Annotated in this window: 15 protein-coding genes; 12 read left to right on the top strand and 3 right to left on the bottom strand. The window is 70.0% G+C overall.

The features are described from left to right. Nucleotides 1-3: 3 nt before the first annotated feature. Nucleotides 4-1,494 carry a type II secretion system ATPase GspE gene (gene gspE / locus WS96_RS00305; RefSeq protein WP_306453340.1) on the top strand — a complete coding sequence of 497 codons (1,491 nt, stop codon included), beginning with the start codon at nt 4-6 and terminating at the stop codon, nt 1,492-1,494. 4 nt (nt 1,495-1,498) lie between these two features. Continuing rightward, the gene (gene gspF / locus WS96_RS00300; protein ID WP_034209670.1) at nt 1,499-2,716 is read left to right on the top strand and encodes a type II secretion system inner membrane protein GspF; all 1,218 of its coding nucleotides are present in this window, start codon (nt 1,499-1,501) and stop codon (nt 2,714-2,716) included. 31 nt (nt 2,717-2,747) lie between these two features. On the opposite strand, the gene WS96_RS00295 is transcribed toward gspF, so the two are convergent. Further along, nucleotides 2,748-3,158, bottom strand: a complete 411-nt coding sequence (locus WS96_RS00295; RefSeq protein ID WP_034209671.1) for a type II secretion system protein N — start codon at nt 3,156-3,158, stop codon at nt 2,748-2,750. A 175-nt stretch (nt 3,159-3,333) separates the two neighbouring features. Between WS96_RS00295 and gspG the strand changes: the two genes are divergently transcribed. The 8 genes from gspG to WS96_RS00255 are packed head-to-tail and all read left to right on the top strand — an operon-like array spanning nt 3,334 to nt 9,318. Beyond that, nucleotides 3,334-3,786 carry a type II secretion system major pseudopilin GspG gene (gspG, locus tag WS96_RS00290; protein WP_027783126.1) on the top strand — a complete coding sequence of 151 codons (453 nt, stop codon included), beginning with the start codon at nt 3,334-3,336 and terminating at the stop codon, nt 3,784-3,786. Nucleotides 3,787-3,825: 39 nt separating this feature from the next. Continuing rightward, complete coding sequence (locus tag WS96_RS00285; RefSeq protein WP_034209672.1) at nt 3,826-4,395, top strand: GspH/FimT family pseudopilin; 570 nt, start codon at nt 3,826-3,828, stop codon at nt 4,393-4,395. A gap of 2 nt (nt 4,396-4,397) precedes the next feature. After that, nucleotides 4,398-4,799 carry a type II secretion system minor pseudopilin GspI gene (gene gspI, locus WS96_RS00280; RefSeq protein ID WP_059780481.1) on the top strand — a complete coding sequence of 134 codons (402 nt, stop codon included), beginning with the start codon at nt 4,398-4,400 and terminating at the stop codon, nt 4,797-4,799. Between the two features lie 7 nt (nt 4,800-4,806). Next, nucleotides 4,807-5,475: a PulJ/GspJ family protein gene (locus tag WS96_RS00275; RefSeq protein WP_034209673.1), complete on the top strand. Its 669-nt coding sequence runs from the start codon at nt 4,807-4,809 to the stop codon at nt 5,473-5,475. Between the two features lie 2 nt (nt 5,476-5,477). Next, nucleotides 5,478-6,587, top strand: coding sequence for a type II secretion system minor pseudopilin GspK (gene gspK / locus WS96_RS00270; protein WP_059830031.1), 1,110 nt, complete (start codon nt 5,478-5,480; stop codon nt 6,585-6,587). A gap of 26 nt (nt 6,588-6,613) precedes the next feature. Next, nucleotides 6,614-7,990, top strand: coding sequence for a type II secretion system protein GspL (gene gspL / locus WS96_RS00265; RefSeq protein ID WP_059829843.1), 1,377 nt, complete (start codon nt 6,614-6,616; stop codon nt 7,988-7,990). Beyond that, complete coding sequence (gspM, locus tag WS96_RS00260; protein WP_034209865.1) at nt 7,987-8,493, top strand: type II secretion system protein GspM; 507 nt, start codon at nt 7,987-7,989, stop codon at nt 8,491-8,493. The genes gspL and gspM overlap by 4 nt, the downstream gene beginning before the upstream one ends. A 36-nt stretch (nt 8,494-8,529) precedes the next feature. After that, entirely contained in the window at nt 8,530-9,318 is a 789-nt protein-coding gene (locus WS96_RS00255; RefSeq protein WP_059780483.1) for a type II secretion system protein N, read from the top strand. Between the two features lie 25 nt (nt 9,319-9,343). Here the strand turns inward: WS96_RS00255 and WS96_RS00250 are convergent, their stop codons facing one another. Both WS96_RS00250 and WS96_RS00245 read right to left on the bottom strand, forming a co-directional pair. After that, entirely contained in the window at nt 9,344-10,918 is a 1,575-nt protein-coding gene (locus tag WS96_RS00250; protein WP_059829841.1) for an efflux transporter outer membrane subunit, read from the bottom strand. Between the two features lie 297 nt (nt 10,919-11,215). After that, nucleotides 11,216-11,500: a multidrug ABC transporter ATPase gene (locus WS96_RS00245; RefSeq protein ID WP_179949902.1), complete on the bottom strand. Its 285-nt coding sequence runs from the start codon at nt 11,498-11,500 to the stop codon at nt 11,216-11,218. Nucleotides 11,501-11,674: 174 nt separating this feature from the next. Here WS96_RS00245 and WS96_RS00240 point away from each other — a divergent pair, with 174 nt between their 5' ends. Then, nucleotides 11,675-12,163 (top strand): MarR family winged helix-turn-helix transcriptional regulator, encoded by a 489-nt coding sequence (locus tag WS96_RS00240; RefSeq protein WP_059780439.1) that lies wholly within the window; start codon nt 11,675-11,677, stop codon nt 12,161-12,163. Between the two features lie 177 nt (nt 12,164-12,340). Next, nucleotides 12,341-13,903, top strand: a complete 1,563-nt coding sequence (locus tag WS96_RS00235) for a DHA2 family efflux MFS transporter permease subunit (protein WP_059780440.1) — start codon at nt 12,341-12,343, stop codon at nt 13,901-13,903. Nucleotides 13,904-13,959: the final 56 nt, after the last annotated feature.

The raw sequence follows: 13,959 nt of genomic DNA, 5'->3' as shown, positions 1-13,959 counted from the left end.
GACGTGCTCGCGTCTTCCACGCACGATGGCGCGCCGGGCGAACGCCAGCCGCCGTCGCCGCTCGCCGCGCGCCTGCTGCCGTACGGCTTCGCGAAGAGCGGCCAGGTGCTGATCGCGCATCAGCTCGACGACACGCTCGAGGTGTGGATCAGCGAACGCACGAGCGACGCCGCGCTCGCGGAAATCGCGCGCAACTTCGGCTCGATCGCCGTGCATCGCGTGCCGGCCGACGAGCTCGCGCAGGCGATCAACCAGGCCTATGCGCGCCAGGACGGCAGCGCCGCGCAGGTGGTCGGCGAGGTCGAGGGCGAAGTCGACCTGTCGCGGCTGATGCAGGACATCCCCGAGGTCGAGGATCTGCTCGAATCGGAAGACGACGCGCCGATCATCCGGATGATCAACGCGCTGCTCACGCAAGCGGCGCGCGAACAGGCGTCGGACATTCACATCGAGCCGTTCGAGAATGCGTCGGTCGTGCGCTTTCGCGTCGACGGCACGCTGCGCGACGTCGTGCGCCCGAAGAAGGCGCTGCACGGCGCGCTGATCTCGCGGATCAAGATCATGGCGCAGCTCGACATCGCGGAGAAGCGCCTGCCGCAGGACGGCCGCATCACGCTGCGCGTGGGCGGCCGGCCGGTCGACGTGCGCGTGTCGACGCTGCCGACCGGGCACGGCGAGCGCGCGGTGCTGCGTCTGCTGGAAAAGGATGCGCAGCGCCTGAACCTCGAAGCGCTCGGGATGGGCCGCGACACGCTCGTGCAGTTCGACAAGCTGATCGCGCGCCCGCACGGCATCGTGCTCGTCACCGGCCCGACCGGTTCGGGCAAGACGACCACGCTGTACGCGTCGATGTCGCGGCTCGAAACCGCGACGACCAACATCATGACCGTCGAGGACCCGATCGAATACGACCTGTCCGGCATCGGCCAGACGCAGGTGAACGAGCGGATCGGGATGACCTTTGCCCGCGCGCTGCGCTCGATCCTGCGCCAGGACCCGGACGTGATCATGATCGGCGAAATCCGCGACCTCGAAACCGCGCAGATCGCGGTGCAGGCGTCGCTGACGGGCCACCTCGTGCTCGCGACGCTGCACACGAACGACGCGGCGTCCGCCGTCACGCGCCTGACCGACATGGGCGTCGAGCCGTACCTGCTCGCGTCGTCGCTGCTCGGCGTGCTCGCGCAGCGCCTCGTGCGCCAGCTCTGCCCGGTCTGCAAGGAGGAGCGGCACGAGGACGGCCGCACCGTGTGGCATCCGGTCGGTTGCGACAAGTGCGGGCATTCGGGCTACGCGGGCCGGCGCGGGGTCTACGAACTGCTGCTGGTCGACGAGTCGATCCGCACGCTGATTCACCGCAACGCGGCCGATGCCGAGATCCTGGCCGCCGGCCGCGCGCAAGGCATGCGCACGCTGCGCGACGACGCGGAGCGCTGGCTCGCGGCCGGCGCGACGTCGCTCGAGGAAGTGCTGCGCGTGACGGGAGGCGCGTAGCGCGATGCCGGCATTCCGTTTCGAAGCGATCGATGCGGCGGGACGCGCGCAGAAAGGCGTCATCGATGCCGACAGTGCGCGCAGCGCGCGCGGCCAGTTGCGCACGCAGGGGCTTACCCCGCTCGTCGTCGAGCCGGCCGCGAGCGCGACGCGCGGCGCGCGCTCGCAGCGGCTCGCGTTCGGCCGCAAGCTGTCGCAGCGCGAACAGGCGATCCTCACGCGCCAGCTCGCGAGCCTGCTGATTGCGGGGCTGCCGCTCGACGAGGCGCTCGGCGTGCTGACCGAGCAGGCCGAGCGCGACTACATCCGCGAACTGATGGCCGCGATCCGCGCGGAAGTGCTTGGCGGCCATTCGCTCGCGAATGCGCTGGGTCAGCATCCGCGCGATTTTCCGGAAATCTATCGCGCGCTGGTCGCGGCCGGCGAGCACACCGGCAAGCTCGGCATCGTGTTGTCGCGCCTGGCCGACTACATCGAGCAGAGCAATGCGCTGAAGCAGAAGATCCTGCTGGCGTTCACGTATCCGGGCATCGTCACGCTGATCGCGTTCGGCATCGTCACATTCCTGCTGAGCTACGTCGTGCCGCAGGTCGTCAACGTGTTCGCGAGCACGAAGCAGCAACTGCCGATCCTCACGGTCGTGATGATGGCGCTGTCGGAATTCGTGCGGCACTGGTGGTGGGCGATCCTGATCGCGGTCGCGCTCGTCGTGTGGTTCGTGAAGGCGACGCTGTCGCGTGCCGGGCCCCGGCTCGCATTCGATCGCTGGGTGCTGACCGCGCCGCTCGCGGGCAAGCTCGTGCGCGGCTACAACACGGTGCGCTTCGCGAGCACGCTCGGCATTCTCACCGCGGCCGGCGTGCCGATCCTGCGCGCGTTGCAGGCGGCCGGCGAGACGCTGTCGAACCGCGCGATGCGCGCGAACATCGACGACGCGATCGTGCGCGTGCGCGAAGGCTCCGCGCTGTCGCGCGCGCTGAACAACGTGAAGACGTTTCCGCCGGTGCTCGTGCACCTGATTCGTTCGGGCGAAGCGACGGGCGACGTGACGACGATGCTGGATCGCGCGGCCGAAGGCGAAGCACGCGAGCTGGAGCGTCGCACGATGTTCCTGACGAGCCTGCTGGAGCCGCTGCTGATCCTCGCGATGGGCGGCATCGTGCTCGTGATCGTGCTGGCCGTGATGCTGCCGATCATCGAGCTGAACAACATGGTGCAGTGACGCGGCGGCCCGCTTGCCGGGCCGCCGCCGTTCAGCGCATGTAGATCGCGGGGGACGGCGTGTTGGCCGGGAGCTGGATTTCGGCGCGGGCGCCGTTGCGGTCGACGACGATCGAGCGCGGGCGCACTTCGGCGAGCTTCGCGCCGGGCGTGACTTCCGCGCCGAGCGACACGGCGCGCGGCGGTTCGCCGCCGATGCCGACGATCGCCGCGCCGCCGTGATCGAGCGCGAGAATGCCGAACAGGTGGATATCCTGGACGGGATTCTTGTCGAGCTGACCGCCGAAGAGCGCGGCGGCGTCCTCGGTGCGGATCGGCAGCCGCGCGGCGGCGGCGGGCAGCGGCGCTTCGCGGGCCGACAGCGTGACGACCCAGTAGGTGGCCGTCGCGCACAAACCCGCGAAGAGGGCGAGGGATAGGATCCGGATCGAGAGCGCGTTCATGCGCGCTATTGTACGGATGTATATGAAATTTGCGTTGGGTAAAAGCCCTCGGCGATGCGCGCCTTACAATGCGTGCTCCGCGCCCGCCGGTCCGGAAGGTTGCCGTCAGGCAATCGTCCGGTGCGCCGGGTGCGTCACTCAATCGACGACATTTTTTGGAAAGAGGTAGTCAGTCATGCAAACGTGGATCACTCGCCGCAACGCGGCCGTGCGTCGTCAGCGCGGTTTCACGCTGATCGAGATCATGGTGGTGGTCGCGATCCTCGGGATCCTGGCGGCGCTGATCGTGCCGAAGATCATGAGCCGTCCGGACGAGGCGCGCCGCATCGCCGCGAAGCAGGACATCGGCACGATCATGCAGGCGCTCAAGCTGTACCGTCTGGACAACGGCCGCTATCCGACCCAGGAGCAGGGCCTGAACGCGCTGATCCAGAAGCCGACCACCGATCCGATCCCGAACAACTGGAAGGACGGCGGCTATCTCGAGCGCCTGCCGAACGATCCGTGGGGCAACGGGTACAAGTACCTGAACCCGGGCGTGCACGGCGAGATCGACGTGTTCAGCTACGGCGCCGACGGCAAGGAAGGCGGCGAGAGCAACGACTCCGACATCGGCTCGTGGCAATAAGCCGGCGCTGATCGACCCGACGTTTCATTCCCGCTCTTCATGCTCGCCATTCGCACGACCTCCCGCTGCGGCCGCGATCGCCGTGTGCGTCGCGGGGCGGTGCCGTCCGTACCGGCCGGCGCCGATGGCGGCTTGACGAAGCGCCGTGCGGCGCGGCGTCGCGCGCGCGGCTTCACGCTGCTCGAAATGCTGGTCGTGCTCGTGATCGCGGGGCTGCTCGTGTCGCTCGCGTCGCTGTCGCTGACGCGCAATCCGCGCACCGACCTGCGCGAGGAAGCGCAGCGCATCGCGCTGCTGTTCGAGACGGCCGGCGACGAAGCGCAGGTGCGCGCGCGGCCGATCGCATGGCAGCCGACCGCGCACGGTTTCCGTTTCGACGTGAGCTCGCCCGACGGCTGGCGCACGCTGCGCGACGACCTGCTGCGCCCGCGCGACTGGGACGGCGGCGTCACCGGCGCCGACATCGATTACCCGGGCTCGGATACGCACGCGAATCGCGTCGTGTTCGGCACCGAGAGCATCGACACGCCGGTGCGCGTGACGCTGCATTCGGCCGCCGGCAGCGCGACGATCGTCGGCACCGGCAACGGCCGCTACGAGGTGCAATGACGATGCGTCGTCGCCTGCCCTTCCCCGTTGCTTCATCCCGCGGCTTCACGATGATCGAGGTGCTGGTCGCGCTCGCGATCATCGCGGTCGCGCTCGCCGCGTCGATCCGCGCGGTCGGCACGATGGCGACCAACGCGTCCGACCTGCATCGCCGGCTGCTCGCCGGCTGGAGCGCCGACAACGCACTCGCGCAGTTGCGGCTCACGCATGCGTGGCCGGAGGTCGGCGAACAGAGTTTCGACTGCTCGCAAGGCAACGTGCAGCTCGTCTGCACGCAGCGCGTGAGCACCACGCCGAACCCGGTGTTCCGGCGCGTGCGGATTTCGGTGAGCATGCCCGGCCGCGCCGGCGTGCTCGCGCAGATGGTGACGGTGGTCGCGAATGAAACCAGCCGTCCGCTCTGACGCGCCGATGCGCCGCCTGTCCGCTCCCTCGGGCCGCCCTGCCCGCGGCTTCACGCTGATCGAGCTGATGATCGCGATCGCGATTCTCGCGGTGGTCGCGATCCTCGCGTGGCGCGGGCTCGACCAGATCATGCGCGGCCGCGACAAGGTCGCGTCCGCGATGGAAGACGAGCGCGTGTTCGCGCAGATGTTCGACCAGATGCGCATCGACGCGCGGCTCGCCGCCACCGACGACGAGGCCGGCCAGCCGGCGATCGGCGTCGCCGGCAATACGCTGCAGATCGTGCGCGAACTCGACGTGCCGGGCGTCGCGCCGCGGCTGCAGGTGGTCCGCTACCGGATCGCCGGCGGCCGGGTCGTGCGCTATGCATCGCCGCCGATCGACGACACGAACCGGCTGCGCACCCTGCTGAAGGACAGCAGCGTCGAAGGCTGGAGCTGGGTCGCGCTGATGGGCGGCGTCGGCGCGATCGACGCGAAGCTGTACGTGCCGCGCGTGGGCTGGACCACCAACCTGCAGACGGCCGACGAAGCGCTCGCGCAGAACAACGACGCGCTCAAGGTGCCGCAGATCGGCAACGCACCGCCCGCGCGCGCGGTGACCGGGCTGCAGGTCAGCATCGGCGCGACGTCGCTGCGCGTGCCGGTCACGCGCATCTTCCTCGTCGGGGAATGACGATGCGTGCGCGCCCTGCCCGCCGAATGCCCGCCCGCCGCCAGCGCGGCGCCGCGATCATCACCGCGCTGCTCGTGGTCGCGCTGTCGGCGATCCTCGTGTCGGGGATGCTGTGGCGCCAGCAGGTGCAGATCCGCCGCATCGAGAACCAGCGCACGATCGCGCAGGCGCAGTGGGTCGCGCGCGGCGCGCTCGACTGGACCCGGATGATCCTGCGCTCCGAAGGCGACACGGCGCCCGGCATCACCTATCTCGGCGGGATCTGGGGCGTGCCGATCGCGAAGACGAAGCTGTCGGATTTCCTCGGCCGGATCGGCTCGCCCAACGACAGCGGCGGCGAAGACACCTATATCTCCGGCTCGATCGAGGACGCGCAGGCGAAGTTCAACCTGCGCAACCTCGTGTCGTCGCCGGCGCCCGGCGTGCTGCAATTGAACGTCACGCAGATGCAGGCGTTCCAGCGCCTGCTGACGACGCTCGGCTACGACAGCGCGTTCGCGAAGCGCATCGCGCTCCAGGTGCGCGCGGGCCTGCTGCATTCGGCCACGCGGTTCCAGATGCCGAACCTGCCCGGCGGCGGCGCGACCGCCGCGAACGCCGCGACCGCACCGGTGACGAGCGGCGACCTGCAGGGCAGCGGCTTCACCGACGATCCCGGCATGGCCGGCGGGGACCGCGGGCCCGCGCCGCTGATGATGACGCGCGTGGACAGCCTGCTCGACGTCGACGGCGTGACGCCCGAGATGGTCGCGCGGCTGCGCCCGTTCGTCACCGTGCTGCCGACCACGACGCCCGTGAACATGAACACCGCGCCGGCCGAAGTGATCGCGGCGCTGGTGCCGGGGATGAGCGTGTCGTCCGCGCAGGCGCTCGTGTCGCGCCGAGAGACCGTGTTTTTCCGGAACGTCGGCGACGTGCAGCTCGCGCTGCGCGGCGCCGGCGCGCCGCCGAACGTGACGATCGACTCGAGCCTCGTCGACGTCAATTCGAGCTATTTCATCGTGCATGGCCGGATCCAGCACGAACGCGCGGAGGTCGACCGCACCTCGCTCGTGTATCGTGATCCGACCACGCACTCGACGCGGGTCGTGCGTATCCGCGACCAGCTATAACGACGCCAATCGGGAGAGGAGCTCTTGTGAGCACGTTGATTGTTTCTTTGCCGCCGCGCGAGCCTGCCGTGCCGTTGCAGGAATGGCAGTGGCCCGAGCTGCCGTTCACGCTCGTCGACAAGGCCGGCCAGGTGCAGCGCGCCGGCCGCGCCGCGCTGGCGCTGCTGCCGCGGGCGAACGCGACGGTGCTGATCGTCGCCGCGCGCGACGTGCTGCTGCTGGCCGCGACCGTGCCGCCGCTGAAAGGGCCGAAGCTGCGCCAGGCGCTGCCCAACATCGTCGAGGATCAGCTGATCCAGGATCCGCTCGGCTGCCACATCGCGCTCGACCCGGCCGCGCTGCCGGACGGGCGCCGCGTGCTGGCCGTCGTCGATCGCGCGTGGTTCCGCACGATCTGCGACGCGTTCACCGCGGCCGGCCACCGGCACCTGAGCGCGGTGCCCGCGACCCGCTGCCTGCCGGCGCCGCGCGCGCCGGCCGAAGCGGCATCCGTCGCGCCGGCGGCCGACGACGAGGCCATCGATGCCGCCCCGCTCGTCACGGCCGCGACCGAGCCGCCCGCCCGCCCGACGACGGTCGCCGCGGTGCTCGGGCTCGCGACGGCGGTCGAACCGGTGCTCGTCGAAGCCGGCGCGCTGCCGGCGGCGGCCGGTGCGCCGCGCCTCGAGCTGGCCGTCGCGCGCGGCGCGCTCGGCGAAGGCTTCGCGGCGCCCGCGTCGCGCGCGGCCGGCACGCTGGCCGCGCTCGCCGGCGGCGGCGACATCGAACTGTACGAACTCGGCGAACCGGGCGCGGAGCCGCGGCTCGCATCGGTCGGCCGCACCGACGGCCCGCTGCTGCCGGGCGCCGCGCCGTTGTCGTTCGACACGTTCGCGCGCCGGGCGCTGACCGAGCCATTCGACCTGTGCCAGTTCGAATTCGAATCGCAGCCGTGGCGCTTCGACCGCGCGACGCTCAAGCGCCTGCGCGTGCCGATCGCGCTCGCCGCGGCGACGCTCGGCGTCGCGGTGATCGGGATGAACCTGCACTGGTGGAAGCTGTCGCGCGAGCGCGATGCGCTGTCCGCGCAGATCACCGAGACGCTGCTGTCCGCGTTCCCGAAGACGACCACCGTGCTCGATCCGCCCGCGCAGATGCAGCGTCAGCTCGACCAGCTGCGCCTCGCGGCCGGCGAGCTGTCGCCGAACGATTTCCTCGCGCTGTCGAGCGGCTTGTCGCGCTCGATGGGCGCGCTGCCGCTGAACGGCATCGCGTCGCTCGACTATCACGACCGTCGGCTCGACGTCGGCTTCAAGCCGGAGGTCAAGGTCGATCCCGATTTCACGCAGCGCCTCGCGCGTAACGGACTGTCCGGCGAAGTCGACAGCAACACGGGCAAATGGACGATCCGGAGCCGCTCATGAAAACCGAACAACTGAACCAGACGCTGACCCAGTTCTGGGGCGAGCGCTCGCCGCGCGAAAAGACGCTGCTCGGCTGGGGCGGCGCCGTGCTGGCGGTCGCGATCGCGTATTCGGTGCTGTGGTCGCCCGCGCAGGAAGGCCGCGCGCGGATCCAGCGCGAATTGCCGACGATGCGTCGCGAACTCGCGCAGATGACTGCGCAGGCGAACGAGGCGAAGTCGCTGACGGCCGCCGCGCAGGGCGTCGCGCCGACCGGCCTCGCGCTGAAGGACGCGCTGACCGCGTCGCTGTCCGATCACGGGTTGCAGGGCGCGCAGGTGCAGATCGTCGGCAACGGCGTGCAGATCCAGATGAAGAACGTGTCGTTCCCGGCATGGACCCAGTGGCTCGACGATGCGCGCCGGCAGTTCAAGGTGCAGGTCGGCGAAGCCCACGCCACGGCGCTGAAGGAAGACGGCCAGGTGGACCTGACGGCCGTGATGCAACCTTCCGTCCAGAAGTAGATGACGGCAGTGGATGACGCAAACGAAGGGCGGCCGATGCGGCCGTGGGCAAGGCGGCTCGTCGCCGTATTGCCGTGGGTGCTGGCGGGCGGCCTGGCGACGGCGGTGACGCTCGTCGCGCTCGCGCCGGCCGCGTGGATCGCGCCGCAGTTCGCGCGTGCGACCGGCGGCCACGTGAATCTCGTCGATCCGGACGGGTCGCTGTGGCACGGCTCGGGCACGCTGATGCTCGCGCCGGGCGCCGATCAGAGCGCGGCGACGCTGCTGCCGGGCCGGGTCGAATGGACCACGCGGTTCTGGCCGCTGCTGACCGGGCGCGTGCAGATGCGCATGCGGCAGACGGAAGCGATGCCCGATGCGGTCACGCTCGATGCGACCTGGCGCGGCGCGGTGCTGTCGGCGGGCACGATGGCCGTGCCCGCGTCGCTGCTCGCGGGGCTCGGCACGCCGTTCAACACGCTCGACCTGCAGGGCGACGTGCGGCTCGGCTGGAGCGACTGGCGGCTCATCGGCACCAACGCGTTCGGCCAGTTGACGGTGACGATCGATTCGATGAGTTCGCGCGTGTCGCGCGTGAAGCCGCTGGGTTCGTACCGGGCGGTATTGCAGGCGAAGGGCGCGGGCGCCGATCTCGATCTGTCGACGACGCAGGGCCCGCTGTTCCTCGACGGGCACGGCAGCTTCGGCCCCGGCCAGGGCTCGTTCCGCGGGACCGCGCATGCGGCGCCCGAGCAGCAGGCGAACCTTGCCGGGCTGCTGAACCTGCTCGGGCATCCGATCGGCAACAACCAGGTGTCGCTGATCTTCGGCGACGCGCAGCGCTGAACGCGCGCGTCGGCCGCTTCCCTTCCTACTTCTGCGCGAGCGGCGCGGCGGCCGACGGTGCGGCGGCCGACGGTGCGGCGGCCGCACCGGACGCCGGCAAAGGCGCCGGCGCCGCCATGTCGCCGTTCTCGCGCGCCATCTCCGATACGTTCCAGCCGCCGCCGAGCGCCTTCACGAGCCCGACCGACGACACCATCCGCTGCCCGGCGATCGTCGCGAGCTTTTGCTGCGCGGTGAACGCGGTGGTCTGCGCGGTCAGCACGTTCAGGTACGCGACCGTGCCGGCCTTGTACTGGTTCGTGACGATCGCGAGCGCGTGCTCGGCGCTGTCGACGGCCTGCCGCTGCACGTCGATTTCCTGCGCGAGGATGCGCTGCGACGCGAGGTTGTCCTCGACGTCCTGGAACGCGGTGAGCACCGCGAGGCGATAGGCGGCGACGTCCTGGTCGTAGGTCGCGCGCGCGGCGTCGGTCTGCGCGGCGCGCAGGCCCGCGTCGAACAGCGTGGCCGCGAGCTGCGGGCCGACCGTCCAGAAGCGCGCGGGCAGCGTGAACAGCTGCGACCACACCGAGCTCTGGAAGCCGCCGCTGGCCGACAGCGTCAGCGTGGGGAAGAACGCGGCGATCGCGACGCCGATCTGCTCGTTCGCGGCCGCCGCGCGGCGCTCGGCCGCCGCGACGTCGGGCCGGCGCTCGAGGATCGCCGACGGCACGTCGACCGGCGTGATCGGCGGCTCGGCCGCGAGCGGGGCCGGCGGCAGCGAGAAGGTCGACGCCGGTTCGCCGATCAGCGTCGCGATCGCATGCTCGTACTGCGCGCGCGCGACGCCGTTGTCGATCTGCGCGGCCTGCGCGCTCTGCAACTGCGTCTGCGCCTGGATCACGTCCGCGCGCGCGGCGACGCCTTGCGCGTACTGGTTCTGCGTGAGCTGCAGCGACCGTTCGTACGACTTCACGGTGTCGTCGAGCAGCTTTTGCAGCGCGTCGGACGTGCGCAACTGGAAATAGGTCTGCGCGAGCAGCGCCTGCTGCGACAGCCGCGCGTTCGCGAGATCGGCCGCGGCGGCCGCTTCGCCGGCGCGCTGCGCGCTGACGGTGCGGCTCACCTTGCCCCACAGGTCGGGTTCCCAACTGGCGTCGAGGCCGACGCTGTAGCTGTTGTTGATCGACCCCGTCGATCCGCTGCCGAAATTCGACGACGAGCTCGACGACAGCGACGTGCGCGGCGTCCGCGCGCGCGAGCCCGATGCGCTCAGCCCGACGGTCGGGAAATACGCGGCGCGCGCCTCGGTGACGAGCGCGCGCGCCTGCCGGTAGGCGGCCGCCGATTGCGCGATGGTCTGGTTCGACGCGTTGAGCTTGCCGATCAGCGCGTCGAGCTGCGGATCGCTGTAGACCGTCCACCACGCGCCGCGGTCGGCGCGATCGGCGGGTTGCGCGACTTTCCAGCCGGCCGGCGCTTCCTTGAAGGCGGCGGGGATCGACGTGTCGGGCCGGTGATAGTCGGGCCCGACGGCGCAGCCGGCGAGCAGCACGGCCGTCGCAATGGCGACGGCGGCGCTCAGCGGGCGAACGGCGCGCGGGAGGGAGGCGTACGGCATGGTGGTTTTCCTGTCTGGGCGTGGCGGCCGGCGAGCGGCGCCGCGCGATGCGGTCGTCGTGCCGCTGGCGGACAAATGGTAACTGACGGCGAGAAAGCTGCGCAGCCCTAAGGGTACGGTGCGCGGCGGCCCGGATGTGTTACCGGCGCGGCCGGCCGGGTTACCGGCCATTACGGCTTGCTTGCGGGACGGCAGGCGGGCGAACGGGCATACGACGCCGGCCGCGCGTGACGCGGCGGGCGATCGGACAGACTGGAATCGGGCCGGGATAGTGTGGCGCGCGGACGCGGTGCGGCGTCAGTGGCAGCGCACGGGCGCCGGGACGGGTTCGGCGGCGGCCCGCCATGTCGACGGCTCCGTCGCGGCCGGCTGGCTCGTGCGGCGCGCGCCGCCCTTCGCGTTGCGCTGCCGGCGATGATCGAACCACGCGAACCCGAGCGCCGCGAGCGAGCCGCCAGGCACGACCAGCATCGTCACGTACAGCGCGATTTTCCAGCCGCGGTGCGGCCCGGAAAACACATGATGAGCGGTATCGGTCAGGGTGCGGCGCAGCGCGCCGGCGGCATTTTTCAGGAACAGCATCGCGAACATCCTCGGGTGCCCGGCAGTGCGGGCCGATCGGTCAGAACATAGTCTCCGGCAGTGCAACATGCACGTCGTAACTGGTTGACTCAAATAATATTGACTAAGCAATCATTTTTCAAGATACTGGACGCGTTTTAACCCGAAACGCACTATTGCTGCGCGCGCAATCGTATGACCGGCGGCCTCTACGATCCCGAGAACATCGCGCTGGAAACGAGCCTCGGCTATTACCTGTCGAAGGCGAAGCAGGCGCTCGTCGAGCGGATGGATCGTGCGCTCGAGCCGTTCGACCTCACCGCGCAGCAGATCGGCGTGATCCTGCTGCTGTCGCGCGGCTACGCACGCACGCCGTTCGAACTGTCGCGCAAGATGTCGTACGACAGCGGGTCGATGACGCGCATGCTCGACCGGCTCGAACGCAAGGGGCTGATCGCACGCACGCGCAGCGAGCAGGACCGCCGGATGATCGAGCTGACGCTCACCGAGCGCGGCGTCGAAGCCGCCCGCGCGCTGCCGTCGCTGGTCGCGACCGTGCTCAACGCGCAGCTCGAAGGCTTCTCGGCCGACGAACTCGCGACGCTCACCGGCCTGCTGCAGCGCTTCATCGCCAACGGGCCCGGTTCGACCGGCTGCCCGAAGCCTGACGAAGCCGACTGCTGATGCGCGTGGAGCCCTCATGTCTCAGTTAAACGTTCGCTTATTTCTCTGTCTGGGCAGAAGATGACGAGGCACGTGCTCCACCTTTCCCCTTTTTCATTCCACCCGGCCGGGCCGCGCTGCGTCGCGCGTCCGTGCGTTGTGCCGGCGCGTCGCGCGCGCCGCGTCTAGGAGATTCCGATGTCCGCCACCACGGCATCCGCCCCCTCCCCCGCTGCCGAACCGGCACCGCTGACCGGCGGCGCGCTCGCGCTGCTGACCGTCGGGCTCGCGCTCGGCACCTTCATGGAAGTGCTCGACACGTCGATCGCGAACGTCGCGGTGCCGACCATCTCGGGCAGCCTCGGCGTCGCGACGAGCGAGGGCACGTGGGTGATTTCGTCGTACTCGGTCGCGTCAGCGATCGCGGTGCCGCTCACCGGCTGGCTCGCGCGGCGGGTCGGCGAAGTGAGGCTGTTCACGCTGTCGGTGCTCGCGTTCACGATCGCGTCGGCGCTGTGCGGCCTCGCGTCGAACTTCGAGACGCTGATCGCGTTCCGGCTGCTGCAGGGCCTCGTGTCGGGGCCGATGGTGCCGCTGTCGCAGACGATCCTGATGCGCAGCTACCCGCCCGCGAAACGCGGGCTCGCACTCGGGCTATGGGCGATGACGGTGATCGTCGCGCCGATCTTCGGCCCGTTGCTGGGCGGCTGGATCAGCGACAACTACACGTGGCCGTGGATCTTCTACATCAACCTGCCGATCGGCGTGTTCTCGGCGACTTGCGCGTACTTCCTGCTGCGCGGCCGCGAAACGAAGACGTCGAAGCAGCGGATCGACGCGATCGGCCTCGCGCTGCTCGTGATCGGCGTGTCGTGCCTGCAGATGATGCTCGACCTCGGCAAGGACCGCGACTGGTTCAACTCGTCGTTCATCGTCGCGCTCGCGCTGATCGCGGTCGTGTCGCTCGCGTTCATGCTGGTGTGGGAGGCGACCGAGAAGGAGCCGGTGGTCGACCTGTCGCTCTTCAAGGACCGCAATTTCGCGCTCGGCGCGCTGATCATCTCGTTCGGCTTCATGGCGTTCTTCGGCTCGGTCGTGATCTTCCCGCTGTGGCTGCAGACGGTGATGGGCTACACGGCCGGCAAGGCCGGCCTCGCGACCGCGCCGGTCGGGCTGCTCGCGCTCGTGCTGTCGCCGCTGATCGGGCGCAACATGCATCGGCTCGACCTGCGGATGGTCGCGAGCTTCGCGTTCATCGTGTTCGCGGGCGTGTCGATGTGGAACGCGACGTTCACGCTCGACGTGCCGTTCAACCACGTGATCCTGCCGCGGCTCGTGCAGGGCATCGGCGTCGCGTGTTTCTTCGTGCCGATGACGACGATCACGCTGTCGAGCATCTCCGACGAACGGCTCGCGAGCGCGTCGGGGCTGTCGAACTTCCTGCGCACGCTGTCCGGCGCGATCGGCACCGCGGCCAGCTCGACGTTCTGGGAGAACGACGCGATCTACCATCATGCGCGGCTGTCCGAATCGGTGAGCGTCTACGCGCAGAACACGACCGATTACCAGGGCGCGCTCGCGCAGCTCGGCATCGTCGGCCAGACGGCCAATGCGCAGCTCAACCAGCTCGTCACGCAGCAGGGCTTCATGATGGCGACCAACGACTTCTTCCACCTGTCGGCGGTGGTGTTCATCGCGCTCGCGGCGCTCGTGTGGATCACGAAGCCGAAGAAGGGCGCGGGGCCGGCGATGGGGCATTGAGGACACGCCGGGCGGCTTTGTATCGGGCGACCGCGGACCTTGCGGACGTGCCCCCA

The organism is Burkholderia sp. MSMB1835 (assembly GCF_001526365.1).
Classification (GTDB): Bacteria; Pseudomonadota; Gammaproteobacteria; order Burkholderiales; family Burkholderiaceae; genus Burkholderia.
The sequence above is the reverse complement of the archived record's forward strand: the minus strand, read 5'-3'. Positions and strand labels throughout refer to the sequence as shown.